Annotated in this window: 21 protein-coding genes and 2 tRNA genes; 10 read left to right on the top strand and 13 right to left on the bottom strand. The window is 69.9% G+C overall.

Annotated elements, in window-relative coordinates; genetic code table 11:
• The first annotated feature begins 48 nt into the window (after nucleotides 1-48).
• Together ABZT87_RS05825 and ABZT87_RS05820 are read left to right on the top strand one after the other, a co-directional pair.
• Nucleotides 49-714, top strand: a complete 666-nt coding sequence (locus tag ABZT87_RS05825) for an MBL fold metallo-hydrolase (RefSeq protein WP_355133919.1) — start codon at nucleotides 49-51, stop codon at nucleotides 712-714.
• 9 nt (nucleotides 715-723) lie between these two features.
• On the top strand, nucleotides 724-1,182 hold the full coding sequence (locus ABZT87_RS05820; protein ID WP_355133917.1) for a hypothetical protein: 459 nt from the start codon (nucleotides 724-726) through the stop codon (nucleotides 1,180-1,182).
• A gap of 9 nt (nucleotides 1,183-1,191) precedes the next feature.
• Here the strand turns inward: ABZT87_RS05820 and ABZT87_RS05815 are convergent, their stop codons facing one another.
• The gene (locus ABZT87_RS05815; RefSeq protein ID WP_355133915.1) at nucleotides 1,192-1,500 is read right to left on the bottom strand and encodes a hypothetical protein; all 309 of its coding nucleotides are present in this window, start codon (nucleotides 1,498-1,500) and stop codon (nucleotides 1,192-1,194) included.
• A gap of 141 nt (nucleotides 1,501-1,641) precedes the next feature.
• On the opposite strand from ABZT87_RS05815, the gene ABZT87_RS05810 reads away from it, so the two are divergent.
• The gene (locus ABZT87_RS05810) at nucleotides 1,642-2,370 is read left to right on the top strand and encodes an LPXTG cell wall anchor domain-containing protein (protein WP_355063329.1); all 729 of its coding nucleotides are present in this window, start codon (nucleotides 1,642-1,644) and stop codon (nucleotides 2,368-2,370) included.
• A gap of 232 nt (nucleotides 2,371-2,602) precedes the next feature.
• On the opposite strand, the gene ABZT87_RS05805 is transcribed toward ABZT87_RS05810, so the two are convergent.
• The 6 genes from ABZT87_RS05805 to gyrB form a co-directional block, all read right to left on the bottom strand.
• A tRNA-Ala gene (locus ABZT87_RS05805) sits at nucleotides 2,603-2,678 on the bottom strand.
• Nucleotides 2,679-2,723: 45 nt separating this feature from the next.
• The gene (locus ABZT87_RS05800; RefSeq protein ID WP_007453934.1) at nucleotides 2,724-2,852 is read right to left on the bottom strand and encodes a DLW-39 family protein; all 129 of its coding nucleotides are present in this window, start codon (nucleotides 2,850-2,852) and stop codon (nucleotides 2,724-2,726) included.
• Nucleotides 2,853-2,894: 42 nt separating this feature from the next.
• A tRNA-Ile gene (locus tag ABZT87_RS05795) sits at nucleotides 2,895-2,968 on the bottom strand.
• A 152-nt stretch (nucleotides 2,969-3,120) separates the two neighbouring features.
• The gene (locus ABZT87_RS05790; RefSeq protein WP_355133913.1) at nucleotides 3,121-4,026 is read right to left on the bottom strand and encodes a DUF3566 domain-containing protein; all 906 of its coding nucleotides are present in this window, start codon (nucleotides 4,024-4,026) and stop codon (nucleotides 3,121-3,123) included.
• A 4-nt stretch (nucleotides 4,027-4,030) separates the two neighbouring features.
• On the bottom strand, nucleotides 4,031-7,813 hold the full coding sequence (gene gyrA, locus ABZT87_RS05785) for an intein-containing DNA gyrase subunit A (protein WP_355133911.1): 3,783 nt from the start codon (nucleotides 7,811-7,813) through the stop codon (nucleotides 4,031-4,033).
• 130 nt (nucleotides 7,814-7,943) lie between these two features.
• On the bottom strand, nucleotides 7,944-9,890 hold the full coding sequence (gene gyrB, locus ABZT87_RS05780) for a DNA topoisomerase (ATP-hydrolyzing) subunit B (RefSeq protein WP_355133909.1): 1,947 nt from the start codon (nucleotides 9,888-9,890) through the stop codon (nucleotides 7,944-7,946).
• 522 nt (nucleotides 9,891-10,412) lie between these two features.
• Here gyrB and ABZT87_RS05775 point away from each other — a divergent pair.
• The gene (locus ABZT87_RS05775) at nucleotides 10,413-10,967 is read left to right on the top strand and encodes a hypothetical protein (protein WP_234584449.1); all 555 of its coding nucleotides are present in this window, start codon (nucleotides 10,413-10,415) and stop codon (nucleotides 10,965-10,967) included.
• Here ABZT87_RS05775 and ABZT87_RS05770 read toward each other — a convergent pair.
• Nucleotides 10,952-11,452, bottom strand: coding sequence for a MarR family transcriptional regulator (locus ABZT87_RS05770; protein ID WP_355133907.1), 501 nt, complete (start codon nucleotides 11,450-11,452; stop codon nucleotides 10,952-10,954). The two genes, ABZT87_RS05775 and ABZT87_RS05770, sit on opposite strands and share 16 nt — an antisense overlap.
• 90 nt (nucleotides 11,453-11,542) lie before the next feature.
• Here ABZT87_RS05770 and ABZT87_RS05765 point away from each other — a divergent pair, with 90 nt between their 5' ends.
• Nucleotides 11,543-11,770, top strand: coding sequence for a hypothetical protein (locus ABZT87_RS05765; protein ID WP_354854848.1), 228 nt, complete (start codon nucleotides 11,543-11,545; stop codon nucleotides 11,768-11,770).
• An 11-nt stretch (nucleotides 11,771-11,781) separates the two neighbouring features.
• Here ABZT87_RS05765 and ABZT87_RS05760 read toward each other — a convergent pair whose 3' ends face one another.
• The 5 genes from ABZT87_RS05760 to dnaA all read right to left on the bottom strand — a co-directional run bounded on the left by ABZT87_RS05760 (nucleotide 11,782) and on the right by dnaA (nucleotide 18,270).
• Nucleotides 11,782-12,339 (bottom strand): DciA family protein, encoded by a 558-nt coding sequence (locus ABZT87_RS05760; RefSeq protein WP_355134586.1) that lies wholly within the window; start codon nucleotides 12,337-12,339, stop codon nucleotides 11,782-11,784.
• A gap of 118 nt (nucleotides 12,340-12,457) precedes the next feature.
• Nucleotides 12,458-13,591 (bottom strand): DNA replication/repair protein RecF, encoded by a 1,134-nt coding sequence (gene recF / locus ABZT87_RS05755; RefSeq protein WP_355133905.1) that lies wholly within the window; start codon nucleotides 13,589-13,591, stop codon nucleotides 12,458-12,460.
• Between the two features lie 16 nt (nucleotides 13,592-13,607).
• On the bottom strand, nucleotides 13,608-14,480 hold the full coding sequence (gnd, locus tag ABZT87_RS05750; protein WP_355133903.1) for a phosphogluconate dehydrogenase (NAD(+)-dependent, decarboxylating): 873 nt from the start codon (nucleotides 14,478-14,480) through the stop codon (nucleotides 13,608-13,610).
• A gap of 40 nt (nucleotides 14,481-14,520) precedes the next feature.
• Nucleotides 14,521-15,654, bottom strand: a complete 1,134-nt coding sequence (gene dnaN / locus ABZT87_RS05745) for a DNA polymerase III subunit beta (RefSeq protein ID WP_355133901.1) — start codon at nucleotides 15,652-15,654, stop codon at nucleotides 14,521-14,523.
• A gap of 795 nt (nucleotides 15,655-16,449) precedes the next feature.
• A complete protein-coding gene (dnaA, locus tag ABZT87_RS05740; RefSeq protein WP_355133899.1) occupies nucleotides 16,450-18,270 on the bottom strand; it encodes a chromosomal replication initiator protein DnaA in 1,821 nt (606 codons plus the stop codon).
• Between the two features lie 630 nt (nucleotides 18,271-18,900).
• Between dnaA and rpmH the strand changes: the two genes are divergently transcribed.
• The 5 genes from rpmH (at nucleotide 18,901) to ABZT87_RS05715 (ending at nucleotide 21,597) form a co-directional block, all read left to right on the top strand.
• Nucleotides 18,901-19,038 carry a 50S ribosomal protein L34 gene (gene rpmH / locus ABZT87_RS05735; RefSeq protein ID WP_007453904.1) on the top strand — a complete coding sequence of 46 codons (138 nt, stop codon included), beginning with the start codon at nucleotides 18,901-18,903 and terminating at the stop codon, nucleotides 19,036-19,038.
• Nucleotides 19,039-19,072: 34 nt separating this feature from the next.
• The gene (gene rnpA / locus ABZT87_RS05730; RefSeq protein WP_354854839.1) at nucleotides 19,073-19,489 is read left to right on the top strand and encodes a ribonuclease P protein component; all 417 of its coding nucleotides are present in this window, start codon (nucleotides 19,073-19,075) and stop codon (nucleotides 19,487-19,489) included.
• On the top strand, nucleotides 19,486-19,779 hold the full coding sequence (yidD, locus tag ABZT87_RS05725) for a membrane protein insertion efficiency factor YidD (RefSeq protein ID WP_354854837.1): 294 nt from the start codon (nucleotides 19,486-19,488) through the stop codon (nucleotides 19,777-19,779). Before rnpA ends, yidD begins: the two co-directional genes overlap by 4 nt.
• Nucleotides 19,776-20,762 carry a membrane protein insertase YidC gene (yidC, locus tag ABZT87_RS05720; protein ID WP_354854835.1) on the top strand — a complete coding sequence of 329 codons (987 nt, stop codon included), beginning with the start codon at nucleotides 19,776-19,778 and terminating at the stop codon, nucleotides 20,760-20,762. The genes yidD and yidC overlap by 4 nt, the downstream gene beginning before the upstream one ends.
• A gap of 214 nt (nucleotides 20,763-20,976) precedes the next feature.
• On the top strand, nucleotides 20,977-21,597 hold the full coding sequence (locus ABZT87_RS05715) for a R3H domain-containing nucleic acid-binding protein (protein WP_355063344.1): 621 nt from the start codon (nucleotides 20,977-20,979) through the stop codon (nucleotides 21,595-21,597).
• The last annotated feature ends 201 nt before the right edge of the window (nucleotides 21,598-21,798 follow it).

Here is a 21,798-nt window from a genome sequence, read left to right as displayed (position 1 = left end):
GCTTGAGCGGGACCGGCTGGGGTACCGGAGCCGGGGGAGGTGGGCACGATGGCCGAGCATCCACAGGTGACGTTCATCGGCACCGCGACGACAGTGCTGCGGATCGGCGGGTTCACCCTGCTGACCGATCCGAACTTCCTGCACCGCGGTCAGCGGGCGTACCTCGGAAAGGGTCTGTGGTCGCGCCGACGCACGGACCCTGCGCTGCGGATCGCCCAGCTTCCCCACCTGGACGCCGTGGTCCTGTCCCACCTGCACGGCGACCACTTCGACCGGGTGGCCCGCCGGGAGCTGGACCGGGAGCTGCCCATCGTCACCACGCCCGTCGCCGAACGCAAGCTGCGCCGCTGGGGCTTCCACGCCGCCGAGGGCCTGCCGACCTGGTCGTCACGAGAGCTGCACCGCGACGGTACGACCCTGCGGCTGACCTCGATGCCCGGCAAGCACGGCCCCGGCGCGCTGGACCGGCTGCTGCCCGACGTGATGGGCACGATGATCGACGTGGAACGCGGCGGGCGGCGCGAGTTCCGGCTGTCTTCCGCTCCCCGCTGGCGCACTTCGTCGACGAGGCCCGCCGCCGGGGCTGGGTCAAGCAGGTACGCACCCTCGCGCGCGGCGAGACCGCGTCGCTCGCCCCGCCCTCCTGAACGGTGGATCCGGCGAGCGGGTGGGATTGGCAGTGGGCCGGGCAACCTCATTGATCTCGCTGACTAGCCTGACGCCATGCCGTCGTTCTTGGCCAATGGAACTCGTCCGAAGGCCTGGCCGGCCCTACCGCTGGCGCTGCTACTGCCGTGCAGCCTGCTGGTACTGATGGGTGTCACCGACGACCGCGAGCCGCCCCCACCGGCCGGCGTGCTGATGCCGGCGACGGTGGTCGCGGTGGAACCGGCCCAGACCGCCCAAGGCCCCTACGTGCTGGTACGCGTCGACACGGCCGACGGGCCGACCACCTGCGGCATCTACGAGCGGTCGTTCCCCGAGCGGCGGCTACCCCCGCTGTACCAGCGACTGACAGTCGACTACACCCCGGCCAACTGCATGCCGATGCCGGTCAACACCGAGCTGCCCCGAGGCGTGATCGTCGCCATGGGGGCCACTGGATTGACGGCGTCGCTCTTCTGGCTCTGGGCCGGTCCGCGCTTTCAGCGGTTGGACCGCCGACGGCGCTCCCGCTTCTGACGCCCTCCGTCACCGCTCTTCGGCACGGAACGGGTCCCGGGCCGGCCCCTGTTCGGCCCAACACAGACCACCGCGAAACTCCACGCCCGGTATGCCGTCACCGAGCTGGCTGATGTCCACCACGGCTGCCAGGGAGGTGGCGAGGTCCGACCGTAGTTCCTCGACGGCCGTCTCGAGATCGTCCGCCTCTTCGGACCAGTCGATGTCGGCCGCACGCAGGTCGGCGATCGTGTGGCCGGTGACCGCTGCGGGGTCGGTCACGACGACCTCGACCCGACAGTAGATGTGCACGGTGACGGGGGTTGGTTGCTCATCCATCCGCGGATCATGACAAGTGCGCTGCCCGACCCGACAGGCAATTGCCGAAGCGGTCAGTGAGCGAGCCTTCCGGGGCCTTGCCAATCCCCAGACGACGGTAATATCCCCAGTCTTTGATCTACAACGGGGAAAAAAATCCACATGCGATGGAAGATCCCGGCCGGCGTGGCAATAGCGCTGGCCTTTATGGTTCCGGCGGCACCGGCGGTGGCGCAGACCGGGTCGCCCGGGCTCAACGAAACCTGCCAGACGGTCGAGCGCAAGACGTACAAGGACATCCGCGAGCTCTTCACCATCGACCTGGACACCGCCACCACCACCCAGCTCCGGGTGCTGACGGCCCAGATCCTGTACGCCGCGAACACCGAGTCCCTGCCCACCCTGCCTGACGTCATTCAGAAGAAACTCGATGGCAGCTCGGACGATCTCCGCGCATTCCTCAAGAAGGACGTGCAGACCGTCTGGTCGGTGAATCTGCGGGTCAAGGTGGACCAGACGTTGACCGGCGCCGGCCCCAAGGTGAAGAAGGCCGCGCAGACGACGCTCGACGACGCGACCACCGATGGCTACCTGGCCTACCTGAACGAGGGCCTGTACGCCGCGCGTGCGCTCGACTGCGCGTCGCAGCCCACCCCGACGCCGACGACGACGGCCTCGTCGCAGCCCACTCCGACTCCGAGCGCCACGACGACCGTCGCTCCGACCGCGGCCACCTCCACGAGCCCGGTCGCTGCCGGCGGCGAGGGCGGCGGACTGCCGCTGACCGGTGCCGACACCGCGACCGTGGCCGGCATCGGCGGTGCGCTCCTGCTCGTCGGTGGCGCGAGCTTCGTGCTCGCACGGCGACGCCGCTCCCGCTTCGTGGCGTAGCTCGATCTGACGCGCCCGGTCCGACACTTCGTCGGGCCGGGCGCGTTGGCGTTCAACGACGTCATGCTGGTTGGTCAGGAGTCCGTTCCGCGGTGACGCGGGAGTCGCCGGCTCAGATCGTTGACAGCGCAGCAGCTCGACGCTCGGCGTGTCATGCCGCTCATGCGTCAACGATCAGCACCGCTCGGTCCACGACCACGAGACTCGGGGCGCGGGGCCGAGGGGGAAGTGATGGTGGAGCCCAGGGGACTCGAACCCCTAACCCCTGCCTTGCAAAGGCAGTGCTCTGCCAGTTGAGCTAGGGCCCCGTGAGCGGCTGCGGCGGCGGTGCGTCGCTCGCCGCGGGCCGGACGTCAGCGCAGGTCGGGCGCGGTGGTCGCCTCGTGCCACAGGGCACGCTCGTCGTTGGCGGCCTTGACCTTGTTGAAGACGACGGCAGCCACGCCGACGACGCCGGCCAGGATCAGCAGCTTCTTGAACATGGGGCGACCCCTCGCGCTCGACTAGCGTCGGACGATGTGCGGTGGGGCTAGATGGAATCGAACCATCGACCTCAGAGTTATCAGCTCTGCGCTCTAACCGACTGAGCTATAGCCCCGCGTTGCGACGAGCAAGATTAACCCATCCGCTCTGCCGGCCCCAAATCGGGGTCCGAACCTGCGAGCCGGGCCGTCGCCGCCTGCAAAACCTAACCGAGTACGGGGCGCCGGAGCGACCGCATTCCGCGGTGCCCCGGCGCCCCGGTCACACTCAGTCCCGCTCGGCGAGCGTCAGCTCGATCCCGCCGACCAGGTCGGCGCAGACGTTGTAGACGAACGCTCCCAGCGTGGCCAGCGCGGTGAACAGCACCACGTTGACCAGGCCGATCAGCGCCGAGCTGAGGATCACACCCTTGGCGGTGATCTGGAACCCGTTGGTGCTCTGCCCACCGCCCGCGTTGACCAGGTCGCTGAGGCTGTCGTTGACGCTCTGGAACACGCCCATCGCGTCCAGCGCCAGGTAGAGCACCGACGTGGCGACCACCACGACGATGAACAGCACCACCGAGACGGCGAACGCGAACTTCATCACGGACCAGGGGTCGATCCGCTTGAGGTTCAGCCGGGCCCGGCGCGGTCCGCGGGACGCCGCCGAGCTGACCGAGGTACGCGCGGCGCGTACCGCCTCACCGACGCGAGCGGCCCCGACGGCCGACGCGTTGCCGATCCCCGGCGGCAGGCCACCACCGCTCGCGGGGCGACCGCCAGCGGCCGTACGCCCCGAGTCGGGCTGGGTCATGCCCGGCGTGATCCGCGGCTGGGTGCCGGTGGCCCCGGTCGATGTCGCCTGACCGGGCCGGGTGTTGATCGGCTGGGTGGTCGTCGGCCGAGCCGGGGTCGGGGCGGCCGCCGGGGGGGCCACCCCGGCGGACGTCGGTGCCTCGACAGCCGACGTCTCGGCCTTGGCGTCGCCCGATCCCCCGTCCTCGCCGGGCTGCTCCGGTGGAGGTGTCATGCCGGGAGCCCGGGTGAATTTCGGGGCAGGCGCGTCGGCGGGAACCGTGGCCCGGCCCACGGCCGCGCGGCCGGTCGCTGGTGTGCCGCCCTTGGCGGCCTCCTCGTCGACCGGGTTGGCCGAGGTCCCCGTGTTCCCCGACTTCGCCTGTGTCTCCGTCATTCAACTAGTCCTGTTCGTCAGGCTCGTCGGCATTGCGAGCAATCGCCACGATAGTCACGCCGTCCGGGAGGTCCATCAGCTTGACCCCCATTGTGTTCCGGTCACGCGTACGGCGTACAGGCTTCACCGGAGTCCGGATGACACCACCGTTGCTGGTGATCGCGAACAACTCGTCGTCTGGGTCGATCACCACGGCACCGACCAGACCACCGCGCCGTTCGGTGATCTTCGCAGTCAGCACGCCCTTACCTCCCCGGCCCTGCACCGGGTATTCCTCGATCGGGGTACGTTTCGCGTATCCCCCGTTCGTGGCCACCAGGACGTCCAAACCGTCCCGAACGACCTCCATGGCGAGCAGGACGTCGTCGTCCGTGAAGCGCATGCCGATCACGCCCGAGGTGGCCCGGCCCATCGGCCGCAGCGCCTCGTCGGAGGCGTTGAACCGGATCGCCTGCGCCTTCTTGGAGACCAGTAGCAGGTCGTTCTCCGGCGCCACCAGCGCAGCACCGACCAGCTCGTCCTCATCGCGCAGGTTGATCGCGATGATTCCGCCGGAACGGTTGGAGTCGAACTCCTCGAGCCGCGTCTTCTTCACCAGGCCGTTCTTCGTGGCCAGTACCAGATAGGGGGCTACCTGGTAGTTCGGGATTTCGATGATCTGCGCGATCTGCTCGTCAGGTAGGAAGGCGAGCAGATTGGCCACGTGTTGGCCCTTGGCTACCCTACTGGCCTCCGGCAACTCGTACGCCTTGGCCCGGTACACCCGACCCTTGTTCGTGAAGAACAGGATCCAGTCGTGCGTCGAGCATACGAAGAAGTGGCTCACTATGTCGTCCTGCCGCAGCGTGGCGCCACTGACGCCCTTGCCGCCGCGCCGCTGCGAGCGGTACAGATCGACCTTGGTCCGCTTGGCGTACCCCGTCCGGGTGATCGTGACGACCACGTCCTCCCGGGCGATGAGGTCCTCCATCGAGACCTCGCCGTCGAACGGAATGATCTGCGTACGCCGCTCGTCGCCCCACTTGGCGACGATCTCGCCCAGCTCCTCCGAGACGATCCGGCGCTGCCGCTCCGGCTTGGCGAGGATGTCCTTGAGGTCGGCGATCTCGATTTCGAGCTTGGCCAGGTCGTCGACGATCCGCTGCCGCTCCAGGGCGGCGAGGCGGCGCAGCTGCATGTCCAGGATCGCGGTCGCCTGGATCTCGTCGATCTCCAGCAGCCGGATCAGGCCCTGCCGGGCGTCGTCCACGGTCGGCGAGCGCCGGATCAGGGCGATCACCTCGTCCAGCGCGTCCAGTGCCTTGCCCAGACCGCGCAGGATGTGCGCCCGCTCCTCGGCCTTGCGCAGCCGGAACGCGGTCCGCCGGCGGATCACGTCGATCTGGTGCTCGACGTAGTAGCGGATGAACTGGGCCAGGTTGAGCGTGCGCGGCACCCCGTCGACCAGCGCCAGCATGTTGGCGCCGAAGGTCTCCTGGAGCTGGGTGTGCTTGTAGAGGTTGTTCAGCACCACCTTGGCGACCGCGTCGCGCTTGAGCACCAGCACGATCCGCATGCCCGTACGCCCGGAGGACTCGTCGCGGATGTCGGCGATGCCGGCGAGCTTGCCCTCCTTGATCAGCTCAGCGATCCGCTCGGCCAGGTTGTCCGGGTTGACCTGGTAGGGCAGCTCGCTGACGACCAGGCAGGGCCGACCCCGCTTGTCCTCCTCGACCTCCACCACGGCCCGCATCCGGATCGAACCACGACCCGTGCGGTACGCGTCCTGGATGGCGGTCGTGCCGACGATCAGGCCGTGGGTCGGGAAGTCCGGGCCCTTGACGATGCCGAGCAGGGCTTCGAGGGTGGTCTCCTCGTCCTCCTCAGGGTGCTCCAGGCACCACTGCACCGCCGCGCCGATCTCCCGCAGGTTGTGCGGCGGGATCTTGGTGGCCATGCCGACCGCGATGCCCTCGGAGCCGTTCACCAGCAGGTTGGGGATCCGCGACGGCAGGATCGTGGGCTCCTTGGCCCGGCCGTCGTAGTTGTCCTGCAGGTCGACGGTGTCCTCGTCGATGTCCCGCAGCATCTCCATCGCGAGGGGGTCGAGCTTGCACTCGGTGTTGTGGCTGACGAACCCGTCCGAGACGAACGAGTGGTCGTCGGTGTCCACCCGGACGCTGTAGACCGGCTGCACGCCGGCGTCCGTGATCTGCGCCACCTCGGCGTAGTAGAACCGCCCGTCGACCAACGGCTCGACCACGTCGAGCACCTCGGAGTTGGTGATCCGGGACGCGATCTCGTCGCGGTCGCGTTCCCACCGCTCGACCCGGTCCACGTTGTGCCGGCGCAGCCAGTCCCGCTCCGTCCAGCGCTGCGCGCCGTGCTCACGGATGAAGTCGGCGACCAACGGCACGTGGTCGCTGGAGAGCGCCGTGCTGCTCGCCGGCACCTGGGCCAGCTCGGCCTCCAACTTGGCCTGCTTCCGACCGAGGAACCCGACGTGCGCGGCGAAGATTCGGGCGTCGCGACGGTTGGTCATCACGACCTTGATCTCGCCATTGTCGTAGCGGGTCTGCCGGCTGATCACACCGAACTCCAGCAGCAGCTGCTGGACCTCGGCCGCCAGGCGCTCGCTGCGGGTCGAGTACGAGATCTGCATGGTGTTGCGCGGCAGCAGCGACGACGAGCCGTCACCCTCGAACAGCGCCTGGAGGAACGCCCGCTTGACCGCGGCCGGCCCCTGCCAGACGAACTCGGGAACGAACTTCGCGGCGCTACGAGCGCCCACAAGGTCGCCGAGAAGGCTCGTCCGCAGCGCGCTGAGGTCCTGCACGTCGAGTTCGTGCAGAGTGCTGCCGGAGGCGATGACCCGCTCGCTGGCGTAACGCGGACCCCCCACCGCAAGGTCGTAGGCCGCGAGAACCCGGACGAAGAACTCCCGGTCGACGTTGTTGAACCCGGCCCGGTTCGGGGAGACCCAGCCCTCGCTGACGAAAGCACCGGCGAGGACAGCAGCCTCGACGTGCTCCAGCATCGGGTAGCCGATCTCGTCCGGCACGCTGCGCTGGAGGACCACCCGGTCGCCGGGGGAGATCTCGGCGAGCAGCTTCCAGAGCAGGGTCGGCACGCCGGCGACGTCCACCAGGCAGAGCACCGGGTGGTTGTGGGTGCCAGTCAGCTCGTACCCCTCGCGGGTCCGCAGCCGCAGGGTGGGGTGCTCGCCGGAGTGGAAGAACTTCGAGGCGCGGACCAGGTCGCCGTTGCGGTCGCGGACCTTCAGGTCGATGTCGGTTTCGCTGGACGGCGCGGCGTCCGCCACCATGTCCGCGATCCGCACGCTACCATCGGCAGTACGAATACGGACATTTCCCGAAATACAGTAACGCATCGCCGCAGCCGGATCATTACCCGGCGAGCCGAAGTTGCCGTTGCCGTCGACCAGTGGGTAGCGCAGCGACCAGGGCTGCGCCATCCGGACCAGCGCGTCGTAGATCGCCGAGTCGCCGTGCGGGTGGAACTGACCCATCACGTCGCCGACGACCCGGGAGCACTTCACGTAGCCGCGGTCCGGCCGGTAGCCGGAGTCGAACATCGCGTAGAGGATCTTGCGGTGGACCGGCTTGAGCCCGTCCCGGACGTCCGGCAGCGCGCGCCCGACGATCACGCTCATCGCGTAGTCGAGGTAGGAGCGCTGCATCTCCACCTCGAGCCCGACCGGCTCGATCCGGTCGTGCGCGACCACGGCGGCGAGTGCCTCGGCGGGAACCTCGGGCTCGTTCGGTGTGGACTCGGGGGAATCGGTCACTGTATACCCTTATCAGACTCAGAGTCGTTTTCGTACTGTGGATAACGGCTGTGGATACCGACCAAGCTGTGGATAACTCTGTGGACCGGCGAACCGGCCGGGTGGTGCCCGACCGGCCCGCCGAGGTCCGTCAGATATCCAGGAACCGCACGTCCTTGGCGTTGCGCTGGATGAACGACCGGCGCGCCTCGACGTCCTCACCCATCAGGACGCTGAACAACTCGTCCGCGGTTGCGGCGTCGTCGAGCGTGACCTGACGCAGGGTACGCGTCGCCGGATTCATCGTGGTTTCCCACAGCTCGGGATAGTTCATCTCGCCGAGGCCCTTGAAGCGCTGGATGTCGTCCGGCTTGGCGTTCGGCTTCTTCTGCTGACGCAGCGCGATGAGCCCGTCCCGCTCGCGGTCGGAGTAGGCGTACTGCGCGTCGTCGCCCTTCTTGTTCCACTTGATCTTGTAGAGCGGCGGAGCGGCCAGGTAGACGTGGCCCAGCTCGACCAGTGGACGCATGAAGCGGAACAGCAGGGTGAGCAGCAGCGTCTGGATGTGCTGGCCGTCGACGTCCGCGTCGGCCATCAGCACCACCTTGTGGTAGCGCAGCTTCTCCATGTCGAAGTCGTCGTGGATGCCGGTGCCCAGCGCGGTGATCAGCGCCTGGACCTCGTTGTTCTTCAGGACCCGGTCGATCCGGGCCTTCTCCACGTTGAGGATCTTGCCGCGGATCGGCAGGATCGCCTGGGTCCGCGGGTCGCGGCCCTGCTTGGCCGAGCCACCGGCCGAGTCACCCTCGACGATGAACACCTCGGACTCGCGGGGGTCGGTCGACTGGCAGTCGGCCAGCTTGCCCGGCATCGAGCCGGACTCCAACAGCGACTTGCGCCGGGCCAGCTTGCGCGCCTGCTGCGCGGCGATCCGGGCACGGGCCGCCTGGGACGCCTTCGTGATGATCATCTTGGCTTCGGCCGGGTTGCGGTCGAACCAGTCGACCAGTCGGTCGTTGCAGACCCGCTGCACGAAGCTCTTCACCGGGGTGTTGCCGAGCTTGGTCTTGGTCTGGCCCTCGAACTGCGGGTTGGCCAGCTTGACCGAGATGATCGCCGCGAGCCCTTCCCGGATGTCCTCGCCGGAGAGCTTCTCGTCGCCCTTGAGCAGCTTCTTGTCGGTGCCGTACCGGTTCACCACGCTGGTCAGCGCGGACCGGAAGCCCTCCTCGTGAGTGCCGCCCTCGTGGGTGTTGATCGTGTTGGCGAAGGTGTAGACCGACTCGCCGTACGACTCGTTCCACTGCATGGCGATCTCAACCGACATGCCCTCCTCCTCGGCCTCGAACTCGACCACCGTCTTGTGGATCGGGTTCTTGGAGGCGTTAAGGTGCCGGACGAAGTCGGCGATGCCGCCCTCGTAGAAGAAGGTGACCTCGCGCTGCCGGCCGTCCTCCTCCTCGGCCACCCGCTCGTCGAGCAGGTGGATGCGCAGGGCGCGGTTGAGGAAGGCCATCTCCTGCAGGCGCCGGTAGATGGTCTGGAAGTCGAAGTCGACCGTCTCGAAGACGTCGGGGTCCGGCCAGAAGGAGACCGCCGAACCGGTGCGGTCGGTGGTCTCGCCCTTCTCCAGCGGGCTCGGCTTGGAGTTGGTGTAGTGCTGCCGCCACACGGAGCCGGACTTGTGGATCTCGACGAACATCCGCGTGGAGAGCGCGTTCACGACGGAGACGCCCACGCCGTGCAGACCGCCGGAGACCGCGTACGCCTTGCCGTCGAACTTGCCGCCGGCGTGCAGGATGGTCAGCGCGACCTCGACACCCGGCTTCTTCAGCTTCGGGTGCAGGTCGACGGGGAAGCCTCGGCCGTTGTCGGTGACCCGGACGCCGCCGTCGGCGAGCAGCACCACGTCGATGGTGTCGCAGTATCCGGCCAGCGCCTCGTCGACCGCGTTGTCGACGACCTCCCAGACGAGGTGATGCAGACCGCGTTCGCCGGTGGACCCGATGTACATACCGGGCCGCTTGCGAACCGCCTCCAGCCCCTCGAGAACGGTGATCGACTCTGCGCCGTACTCCTGCTTGTCCTGCGCTGCCACCCTCGGCCACTTTCTCGCGTCGTCGGCGCCGGGAGGGCGCGTCGGGCGCGGGTTCGGCGGACAGGACGCGACGTCGACGCGTGGACCGGTGCCCGAGACCTCCGGACAGCGGGTCGAACGCGCCGGTCGCCGCGGTTGCCCGCGGATCGCGATCGGCTCAACCCGGAGTGGAGAATGATGCTGGGGCCACCGGCCCCGTCCCTCGCCCCGCACCGGGTCTTCGTCTCACTGTCAATCCTACTGTGCGCGGAGGACAGAACCACCACTCGGCACCCTCAACGAGGCGGCTGAGATGTCCGTAGCCGGCAGAACCCCATTACCCTCGACTCCCCCCACACGCCAGGCTTTGATCGGACGCGCCGCCCCCGGACGGGTTGACCCGCGCTCGGGCGGGTCGGGGGTCGCGGCCAGACCGTCCGTGCCGTACGTTTGCGGCGCCCCGGAAGCGGCCTTGATCTTTACCGGCCGGAACCGGGACGATCGACCCGATCGACCCGACACGTGCTCTCTAAGAGGTGACAGATGGGGCTGGACAACGTCGCGGTGCACTGGCCGCGGACCGGCCGCTTCTACGATCCGGTGGCGCCGGCCGAGTTCGTCGACTTCGGCGAGATCGTCGACCTGCCACGGATCTCCGCGCCGACGGCGGCGCTGGCCGAGCTGATCGCGAAGACCGGCACCGTCCGGGCGACCGCGTACACCGAGCTGGTGGATCTTCTGCTCGGCCTCGAAGGTGTGTTGTATGCCACAGACGCCGCCGCCGAGGACGAGGATCCGGTGATCGACCCGGACGGCTGCGCCTGGATCGCCGGCGGCATCGAGCGGTTCGTGGCCGGCCACCGGGAGTACGGCGAGACGGTCACCTTCGACTCGGTGAGCACGGTGCTGCGGGCGCTGCTCGGCGACGGCCGGTTGGCCGAGCAGCAGCTGCGCTGGCTGGAGACCCGACTCGACGCGCTGCGCGACGAGCGCGGTGATCCGCCGCAGTGGAACTTCACCTGTGCGGAGCTGGGCGTGCTGGCGGCGTTCTACCGACGCTGCGCCGAGCGCGGCTTCGCCGTCTACGCCGACGCCTGAGCGGCCGTCCCGCTCTGCGGGGCGGCCGGGTCGCCGCCGGGCCGGTTGGCCGCCGCGATCACCTGCGTGAGCACCGCGTGCAGGTGCTGCAGGTCCTCGACGGGCAGCCCGAGGCGTTGCACGATCGCGGCCGGGATCCGCTCGGCCTGGGCGCGCAGCGCGGCACCGGTGGCGGTGAGGGTGACGGCGAGGCTGCGCTCGTCGGCGGCGTCGCGTTCCCGGCGCAGGTAGCCGGCTGCTTCGAGCCGCCTGAGCAGGGGCGACAGGGTGCCCGGGTCGAGCTGCAGCAGGCGGCTGAGGTCGCGGCCGGACAGCGGCGCGTCCTGCCACAGCGCCAGCATCACCAGGTACTGCGGGTGGGTCAGCCCCATCGGTTCCAGCAGCGGCCGGTAGACGGCCACCACGCTGCGTGCGGCGACCGACAGGGCGAAGCAGACCTGTTGCTCCAGCGCCAACGGATCGACGCCCTCCGGCTGCCCGCTCATCGGTTGCTCGCTGACTGCATGCTGACTATCGTAGCGATCGTTGGTGTGCCAATCATTGGTGTGGCAACTGATCGCGTGGAGGGACTGCGGATGAGCGAGGACGGCACGGCGAACAGGACGCCGGGCGAGGGTGGTCGCCTGATGCGGTGGACGTTCCGGAACCTCGCCGGCCCGGCCGACGGGGTCGCGGGCGCCGTGCAGGGTGGCTCGGCCGAGGCCCGCGAGGCGTGGAAACGCGACCTGGCCGAGCGCAAGCGCTACACCCAGGAGCAGCGCGAGCGCAAGCGGGCGGCCCGCGAAGCCGACCGGCGGCGCTGAGAGGGCCGGGCTCAGCCGTACGTGTCGCGCGGCCCCCGACCGCGCACCCGGCGCGGCCCCTTCTGCCAGGACGGCGCGGCCGGGCCGTGGATGTGCAGCTTGCGCACCACGTTGTGCCCGACCTCCTGGGCGATCTGCTTGAGCAGCGAGCCGGCGAGCAGCCGCAGTTGGGTCGCCCAGGCCGTCGAGCGCGCCTCCACGGTCAGTTCGCCGTTCTCCAGCTTGACCGGCCGGCTGTGCTGGGCGACCTCGGCGCCGACCACCCGCTCCCAGGCGCCGAACACGGTGGCCTCGGCGGCGGGCTGCTGCCAGCCGCGCGCCTTGACCAACCGGTTCAGCACGGCGCTGAGGGGTTGCGGGTCGCGCGGGTCGGGGCCGGGGCCCGAGTAGCCACGCAGCCGCCGTCCCGAGCCGCTGGCGCCGTCCGCGCCGCTCCCGGGGGTACGCCGGGTGCGCGCCGCCTGCCGGCGGGACAGCGCCGCGTCGAGCACCGCCCGGGCCAGCTCCGGCCCGGTCGCACCGTCCGCCGGCCCGCCGCCGTCGACACCGGCCGCGCCGCTTCCGGCCACGACCGGACCGCCGGCGCCGTCTCCGGTCGCTCCCGACCGTGCGGTACGCGCGTTCGCGGCGTCACCGGCCTGCCGGCCGCTGCCGGTGCGGTTGGCGCCTGACCGCCTGGCGTCCGGTTCATCCGACACGTCGTACCGTCCCCTCGCCGACCTGGTAGCGGGTGCCGCGCAGCGCGGCCGGCACGTCGTCGTCCACGGCGCAGGTGACCAGCAGCTGACTCGCCCCGCCGACCAGCTCCGCCAGCCGCTCCCGGCGCCCGGTGTCCAGCTCGGCGAAGACGTCGTCGAGCACCAGGACCGGCTCGATACCGTCGGCGCGCAGCAGGTCGTACCCGGCCAGCCGCAGGGCGAGCGCGAAGGACCAGGACTCGCCGTGGCTGGCGTACCCCTTGGCGGGGAGCGGACCGAGGGACAGGGCCAGCTCGTCGCGGTGCGGGCCGACGAGGGTGGTTCCCCGTTCGATCTCGGCGGTGCGGGAGGCGGCGAGCGCGGTCGTCAGCGCCTCGGCCAGCGTGGCCCGGTCGGTGGTCGGCTCGGCCAGCTCGATCGACGGCCGGTAGGCGATACCGGCCGCACCCCGCCCGGCGGCCACCGCGTCGTACGCCTTGGCGACGTGCGGGGTGAGCGCGGCGACCAGCTCCAGCCGCCCGGCGAGCAGCTCCGCGCCGTGCTGGGCCAGGTGGGTGTCCCAGACGGCGAGGGTGCCGAGGTCGCCGCCCCGGGAGCCGCCGGTCTTGCGGGCGAGGTACGCGGTACGCAGCAGAGCGTTGCGCTGCTTGACGACCCGCTCGTAGTCGGCCCGTACTCCCGCATAGCGGGGTTGCCGGTTGACGAGGAGGTCGTCCAGGTAGCGACGGCGCTCGGCCGGATCGCCGCGGACCAGCTCCAGGTCCTCCGGCGCGAAGAGCACCAGTCGCAGGGCGCCGAGCACGTCCCGCGCCCGGCGCGCCGGGGAGCGGCCCAGCCGCGCCCGGTTGGCCCGGCCCGGCACGATCTCCAGCTCAACGAGGAGTTCCCGGCCGTCGTGGATTACCGCGCAGCGGATCACCGCCGAGGTGGCGCCCATCCGGACCAGCGGCGCGTCCGTGGCGACCCGGTGCGAATCCAGGGTCGCCACGTAGCCGAGCGCCTCGACGAGGTTGGTCTTGCCGACGCCGTTGGCGCCGATCAGGACGTTCGCCCCCGGCTGGAGGTCGACGGCGACCCGCTCGTACGAGCGGAAGTCGACCAGTTCCAGCCGCTGGACGTACACAGGGTGTGGATACCGCTCAGCGCTTGTGGACGGCGTGGCCGCCGAACTGCTGGCGCAGCGCGGCGACGGCCTTCATGGCGGGTGAGTCGTCCTGCCGGGAGGCGAACCGGGCGAACAGGGAGGCGGTGATGACGTTCAGCGGGACGGCGAGCCGGACCGCCTCGTCGACGGTCCAGCGACCCTCGCCGGTGTCCTCGGTGTAGCCGCTCAGGTCGGCCAGCTCCGGGTCCTCGTCGAGGGCCCGGTCCAGCAGGTCGAGCAGCCAGGAGCGGACCACGGTGCCCTCGCGCCAGGACTTGAACACGCCCGGGACGTTGGTCACCAGCTCGGAGGCGGTCAACAGCTCGTAGCCCTCGGCGTAGGCGTGCATGAGGCCGTACTCGATGCCGTTGTGCACCATCTTCGAGTAGTGCCCGGCGCCGACGGGGCCGGCGTGCACGAAACCGAACTCACCCTCCGGCTTGAGCGCTTGGAAGATCGGCATGAGCCGGTCGACGTGCTCCTGGGCGCCGCCGACCATCAGCCCGTAGCCGTTCTGCCGGCCCCAGACGCCCCCGGAGACGCCGACGTCCACGTAGCCGATGCCGCGCTCGTTCAGCCGCTCGGCCCGGGGAGCGTCGTCGCTGAAGCGGGAGTTGCCGCCGTCGATGATGATGTCGCCGTCGCCGAGCACCCCGGCGAGTTCGTCGATTGTGGCGTCGGTGACGCCGGCGGGCACCATGACCCAGACCGCCCGCGGCGATTCCAGCTTCTGCGCCAGCTCGACGAGGCTTGCCGCGTCGCTCAGCTGCGGGTTGTGATCGAACCCGACCACCTCGTGGCCGGCAGCCCGCAACCGCTCGCGCATGTTGCCGCCCATCCGGCCGAGTCCTACCAGGCCGAGCTGCATTTGTTCCTACCTCCGTGGATCTGGGTGTTGCTGGGCGCGATCAGCGAGACACGCGGATCGGCATGATGAGGTACCGATACCCCGGAATGGCCTCGCCATCCTCGCCGGCGGGTGAGATCACCGCGGGTTTGAAGGCGTCGACGAACGACAGCACGGCGGTCTGCGAGCCCAGGTTCGCCAGGCCGTCGATGAGGTACTGCGGGTTGAAGCCGATGGTCAGCGCGTCACCGGTGAAGGTGGCCTCCATCGCCTCGCTCGCCCGTGCCTCCTCGGAGCCGCCGGCCTCGACCACCAGCCCGTCGGCGCTGAAGCTGAGCAGCACCGGGGTGGTGCGCTCGGCCACCAGGGCGACCCGCTTGACGACCTCGATCAGGGTGCTGACCGACACCCGGGCCTCGGCGTTGTGGGTGGCCGGGAAGAGCGAGCGCACCGGCGGGTAGTTGGCGCCGTCGAGGAGCCGGCTGGTGGTGCGACGGGTGCCGCCGGCGAGGCCGACCATGCCCTCGCCCGCCGCGCCCTGAGCGAGGGCGAGGGTGACCTCGCCGCCCAGCGGGCCGAGCGCCTTGGCGGTGTCGTTCAGGGTGCGGGCCGGGACCAGGGCGTTGATGCTGACCTCAGGGTCGTCGGGCCGCCACTGGATCTCGCGCAAGGCCAGCCGGTACCGGTCGGTGGCGAGCATCGACAGCGTGTTGCCGGAGAGCTCGACGCGGACGCCGGTCATCATCGGCAGCGTCTCGTCCCGGCCGGCGGCGATGGCCACCTGGGAGACCGCTGTGGCGAACGCCGCGGCGTCGACGGTGCCGGCGCTCTGCGGCATCTCGGGCAGGGCGGGGTAGTCCTCCACCGGCATGGTGGGCAGGGTGAACCGGGCGCTGCCGCAGACCAGCTCGAGGTGGGCGCCGACCGCGGCGATGTCGACCGGCTTGGCCGGCAGCGCCTTGGTGATCTCGGCGAGCAGGCGGCCGGAGACCAGCGCGGCGCCGTCGGCGTCACCCTGCACCTCGACGGTCACCTGACTGGAAACCTCGTAGTCGAAACCGGAGACCCGCAGGTTGCCGTCGGTGACGCGGAGCATCACCCCGGCGAGCACCGGTACGGATGGCCGGTTCGGCAGGCTCTTCGCGGTCCACGCCACGGCCTCGGCGAGCGCGTCGCGCTCCACTCGGAACTTCATCAATGCCTCCGCGTCGACGTCAGCGACAACTCTCTCATGCCGACCGCTGCCTACCGTCCCGCCCGACCGTGCGGGTACCCATCGCACCTTAGGGCGCGGGGACATCGGCTGTGCGCCCGACCCCGTGGATCGTGTCGATGCTGACCGGCCTGTCCGGCAACGTTCGGCCCGATCCACAGAAAGCCCAACGGTGATGATTGGTTTTTGTTCTCTTAGAAGAGATAACCCATCGTCTTCATCGCACCTGTGCAAACTGTGGAGAACTCGGGTCTGCGCAGCTCAGACAGGTTATCCACCGGTGAGTTGGCTGTGGAGAACCGGGGGTACAACTGCCTCGGTTGTCCACAGCCCGGCGACGACGGCCGGTTGTCCACCGTTGTCCACCGGTTGTCCACCGGTAATCCACCGACTTTCTCCCCATGCCTGTGGACGACCGAGAAGATCACCATTGCTGTTGTCCCCAGAACCTTCAACAGCTCGTACACAGGTCGACGATCATCGGTGGACAACCTCGTCGTTGTCCCCAGCCGTCCACAGCGTCGTACACAGGGTTTCTCCACAGCCTGTGGGTAACTGGCGGAGGACGGACCGTAGTTATCCACCGACGGTGGATAACGAGCTGTGGACAACGAGTGAGTATCAAGGTGGACACGGCGTCGATCCTGTGGTCTGCACCATGTCGAGGGTCAAGCCGAAGCCGCCCGGGAGGCGAGCCGAGGCCCCGCCGGGAACGAAAAAAGAACGCCCGGCCGGATCTCCGGCCGGGCGTGTCCGCCGCGTCGTGCGACGTACCCCTCAGGTGTTCTGCTTGATCCGGTTGGTCAGCTCGGCGATCTGGTTGTAGAGCGAACGCCGCTCGGCCATTTGCTGGCGGATCTTGCGGTCCGCGTGCATGACCGTGGTGTGGTCCCGGCCGCCGAACGCCTGCCCGATCCGGGGCAGCGACAACTCGGTCAGCTCCCGACACAGGTACATGGCCACCTGGCGGGCGTTGACGAGCACCCTCGACCTCGACTGGCCGCGCAGGTCCTCCAGGCTCACCCCGAAGTAGTCGGCGGTCGAGGCCATGATCTGGTCGGCGTTGATCTCCGGGCCGGCGCCGTCGGGCATGAAGTCCCGAAGCACCTCCTCGGCCAGCGACAGCTCGACGGTCGACCGGGTCAGGCTCGCGAACGCGGTCACCCGGATCAGCGCGCCCTCCAGCTCCCGGATCGAGTTCGACACCCGGGAAGCGATGAACTCCAACACGTCCGGCGGGGCGTACATCCGCTCCTGCGCCGCCTTCTTCTGCAGGATCGCGATCCGGGTCTCCAGGTCTGGTGGCTGGATGTCGGCCAGCAGCCCCCACTCGAACCGGGTTCGCATCCGGTCCTCGAGGGTGGCGAGCTGGCGCGGCGACCGGTCGGAGGTGATCACGATCTGCTTGTTGGCGTTGTGCAGGGTGTTGAAGGTGTGGAAGAACTCCTCCTGCGTACGCTCGCGGTTCTCCAGGAACTGGATGTCGTCGATCAACAGGATGTCGACGTCGCGGTAGCGCCGCTGGAACGCGCTGGTCTTGTCGTCCCGCAGCGAGTTGATGAAGTCGTTGGTGAACTCCTCGGTCGAGACGTACCGCACCGACCGGGCGTTGCCGAGCGTCGTGGCGTAGTGCCCGATGGCGTGCAGCAGGTGCGTCTTGCCCAGCCCGGAATGCCCGTAGATGAACAGCGGGTTGTACGCCTTGGCCGGTGACTCCGCCACCGCCACGCTCGCGGCGTGGGCGAAGCGGTTGGACGAGCCGATGACGAACGTCTCGAACATGTACTTCGGGTTCAGCCGGTTGCCGCCGGTGTCGGTGCCGGGCAGTCGGCGGTCGTCGCGGCCGCCCGCGCGGTGTTCCATCCCACTGCGGCCCGGACCGCTGTCCGTCGCACCGTCACGGGGCAGCGAACGGATCACGTGCTGGTCCCGGGGGGACGCGGCGCCCTCGGAGTAGCGGGGCTCGTACGGCCGGGTGTCGGGGCCGGGCGGGTCGAGGCGGGCCGCCTGTTCGTCGTACCCGCGCCGCTCGGGCGCCGGTCGGGGCGACCGCATCGGCTCCACGAAGGCCGCGCTGAAGAGGGCCTCCTGCCCGTCCCGGCTGGCGGGGATCAGGCCGGACCGGTGCCCGTCGACGGCCGACGCGGGAGGCGGACCCGCCGGCGCCGGCGGTACGGCGCTCGCGGGTGGGCGCTCCTGCTCACCGATGGCCTCATCGGCCACACCTCGCCCGGTGTACTCGTCGCCGAGCGGGGCGGACGGCGGATCCTCGACATCGAGCAGCCCCGGCTCGGGGGTGCTGCGGTAGACGGTGCCGGCAGGGCGCCCGGTGGCGTCCTCGGCCACCCGCACGGTCACGGCCACCTGGATCGGCCGGCCGAGCCGGCGGGTCAGCGCCTCGGTGATCGCCGGGCGGAGCCGCGACTCGATCACGTCCCGGGTGAACGCGTCCGGTACGGAGAGCAGCGCGGTGTCCTCGACGATCGCCCGGAGCCGGGTCAGCCGGAGGTAGGCACGTTGCTGGGCAGAGATGATCTCGTCGGCGAGCTCGTCGGTCGCCGCCAACCACACCGCGGCAAGGTCGGTCGTACCGGCCACCGTCGTGCCACCCCCTCGCCTCTGCTCCCGGCCGCCGCTGTCTGCCAGCCGGCCGTCCCGGGCCCGCCGCGTGCGCGGGTGGAACAACACCCACCCGGACAGCTGACCAGCGGTCGTCCACAGGTTATCCACAGCCTGTGTACCGACCGATTGTGGCCGCCCGCCGGGCGCGGGTGGGACCTGCCCCCTGCCTGGACGTGCGCTGAAGCGGGTTCACCGTGCCGAACGATTCACCAGCGTGTCCGGTCTTGCCTGCGCGCGACGACCGGAGCTTCCGACGCTCACCGCAATCGGGCACGGTAACAGCGTTGTCCCTGCCCCATCAACCGGCGACGCGGCAGCGGCCTTGTCGGCATCAGCGAAAACCGCCCCTTCGGTCCCGGGCGCGTCCCGATGTCCCCCGCTGTGGGTGTTTGACGGTCATTGCACCCCTGCGTAGGCTGGAGCGGCTGCTCTCTCGTCCTCTGCTAGGGTGATGGGTGCTTGCTGTCCGCGGTCGCATCCCCGCACCGCCGAGGTTCGGCTCCGCAGGGCAGCACCGATCGGTGGCCACCGTCGAGGTGGCCTGGACCACCCCACGACCCCGGCGATCCCGTCGCGCGGGGCGCGTACGAAAACGGAGAGCCTGACGTGAGCAAGCGCACCTACCAGCCGAACAACCGCCGGCGCGCGAAGACCCACGGCTTCCGGCTGCGCATGCGCACCCGTGCCGGCCGTGCCATCCTCTCGAGCCGCCGCGCCAAGGGTCGCACCACCCTGTCGGCCTGAGCCGACCGGGCCGGTCCGGGGGACGTGGGCAGTCGTGCTGGCCGCCGCACAGCGACTGCGGCGTAGCACTGACTTCGCCGCAGCGGTTCGCGGTGGCCGTCGCGTCGGCCGAGGCGCGGTCGTGGTCCACCTGACCATGCCGTCGGCCACCGGGACCAGCACAACGACCTCGCCGGAGCCGGCGCGGGACACCGTTGCGGAGCAGCCCTCCGCTCCGGCCCGCGCCGGCTTCGTCGTATCCAAGGCCGTCGGAAACGCGGTGGTCCGCAACAAGGTCCGGCGTCGACTGCGGGCGTTGGTCCGGGAGCGGCTGGACGCGCTGCCCGCCGGCAGCACCCTTGTCGTCCGGGCGCTGCCCGCCGCGGCCGAGGCGTCGTATCCCCGGCTCGCCGCGGATCTGGACTCCGCCATCGCGGTTGCCCGCACCCCCCGGGAGAGGCGGTCCCGGTGAGCACCGACCCGACCGCCCCGCGCCCGACGTCAACCGGTGCCAGGGTGCTGATCGCGCCCATCATCGCGTACCGTCGGTGGATAAGTCCGGCACTGCCGGCTCGCTGTCGGTTCTACCCGTCGTGCAGTGCGTACGCCCAGGAGGCGGTGGCCCGGCACGGCGCGCTCCGGGGAGCCGCGCTGGCGGTCCGGCGGCTGTTGCGCTGCCACCCCTTCCACCCTGGTGGACATGACCCGGTGCCGGAGCCGGGCGGTCGCCGCCGTGCCGATGTGACTGGAGCACCGAATTGAGTCTCGACTGGATCTACTACGCGATTTCGTGGATCCTGCTGACCTGGCACTCCGCCTGGGACGCCATCGGGGTGCCCATCGACGCGGTGATCGGCACCAACTTCGCCTGGATCCTGGCCATCGTCTTCCTGGTGGTCTCCGTCCGGGTGATCCTGTTCCCGGTCTTCGTCAAGCAGATCAAGTCTCAGCGGGCGATGCAGGCACTGCAGCCCAAGGTCAAGGAGCTGCAGGAGAAGCACAAGGGTGACCGGGAGACGCTCCAGAAGGAAATGATGGAGCTCTACCGGAAGGAAAAGGCCAACCCGCTCATGGGCTGCCTTCCGATGTTCCTCCAGATCCCCGTCTTCCTCGGCCTCTTCCACGTGCTGCGCCGCCTCGACCCGGCCAAGCAGAGCAAGACCCTCTACGGCTGGACGGTCGAACAGTTCGACAGCGCGTCGAACGCCAAGCTGTTCACCGCCCCGATCGCCGGCAAGTTCGGCTCCAGCGCCGACGAGCTGGCCCGTCTCGGCGCCAACGGCACCACGGTCAAGATCATCGCCGGTATCCTGGTCCTGGTCATGATCGCGACCACCTACCTGACCAGCCGTCAGATGATCCTCAAGACCGGGTGGGCTGAGGACCCGCAGCAGCGGATGATCCAGCGGCTGATGCTCTACGGCATCCCAGCCTCGCTGTTGATCTCCGGCTCGATCTTCCCGATCGGTGTGATCATCTACTGGGTCACGAACAACCTCTTCACCCTCGGGCAGCAGCAGTGGGTGCTGCGGAAGTTCCCGCCGCCGGTGACCGCCAAGAAGGCCACCGCCCCCGCGGCCACTCGCAACCCGGTGCAGCCCGCCAAGTCGGGCGGCCTGTTCGGGCGCGGCAAGGCCGCCCCCACGGCCCCGGTCAAGGCGACCGCGCCGAAGGTGGCGGGCCCGAAGCCGGGCGCCAAGCCGGCCAACCCGAAGAAGAGCCGCCCGGCCAAGCGGCAGGGCTGAATCCCGTAGGGGCGTCGCCGGGCAACCGGCGGCGGCCCGACCCCGCACCGCGCAGCCGCCGTACGGCCGGCGCCGGGCGGAACCGACCGCGCACGACGCGGTCACGGGCGACACTGCCCGTACAGACGTGCCCGTGGGCACCGGCGACCTCCCGCCGGCCCCCGGGAAACCAGCGGACCCGACGGTCCGGCCGAGCGAGTACGGAGATGAGACCGTGACCGAGACCAGCATCCCCCGCGCCGAGCAGTCCCTGGACGAGGAGGAGACCGCGACGCTCGCGGTGGACGGCGACGACACCGAGGACGACGAGACCGAGGCCGACGGCGACGACACCGAGGCCGCCGCCGGTGGTCGTGAGAAGAAGGCCGTGGGCGAGTCCGACCTGTTCCGGCAGAGCGAGATCGCGGCCGACTACGTCGAGGGGCTGCTCGACATCCTCGACTACGACGGCGACATCGACGAGCTGGTCGCTGGCGGCCGTCCGGTGGTCGAGGTGGTCGGTGCTCGACTGCAGAACCTGGTCGGCCAGCGCGGCGCCACCCTGGAGGCGCTCCAGGAGCTGACCCGGCTCGCCGTCTTCCGGCAGACCGGTACGCCGAGCCGCCTGCTGCTCGACGTCGGCGGCTACCGGGCGAACCGCCGCAAGGAACTCGCCGCCGTCGCCAAGAACGCCGTCGAGAAGGTCAAGGAGTACGGCGAGCCGGTGCGCCTGGAGGCGATGTCCGCGTTCGAGCGCAAGTGCGTCCACGACGTCGTCAACGCCATGTCCGGCGTGGAGAGCGAGTCGGAGGGCGTAGAGCCCAACCGGCGCATCGTCGTGCGACCGGCGGACTGACCGGGTGACCCACGACGACACCACGGCTGACGCCGTGACCGGCCCGGGCGGCACGCCGTCCGGGCCGTCCGCTGTCCGGCGTGCCACTGCCGACACCGACCCGACGGGGTACGACGAGGCTGCCGCCGGCCCGTCCTCGGCTCTCTCGGCCGACGGTTCGGCGCCACCGGCCGCCTCGGCCGACGGCACACCGTCGCCGTC

Origin of the sequence: Micromonospora sp. NPDC005237 (genome assembly GCF_040607775.1) — a bacterium.
Classification (GTDB): Bacteria; Actinomycetota; Actinomycetes; order Mycobacteriales; family Micromonosporaceae; genus Micromonospora.
Note: the sequence above shows the minus strand (reverse complement) of the source record. Positions and strands in the feature narration are given on the sequence as shown.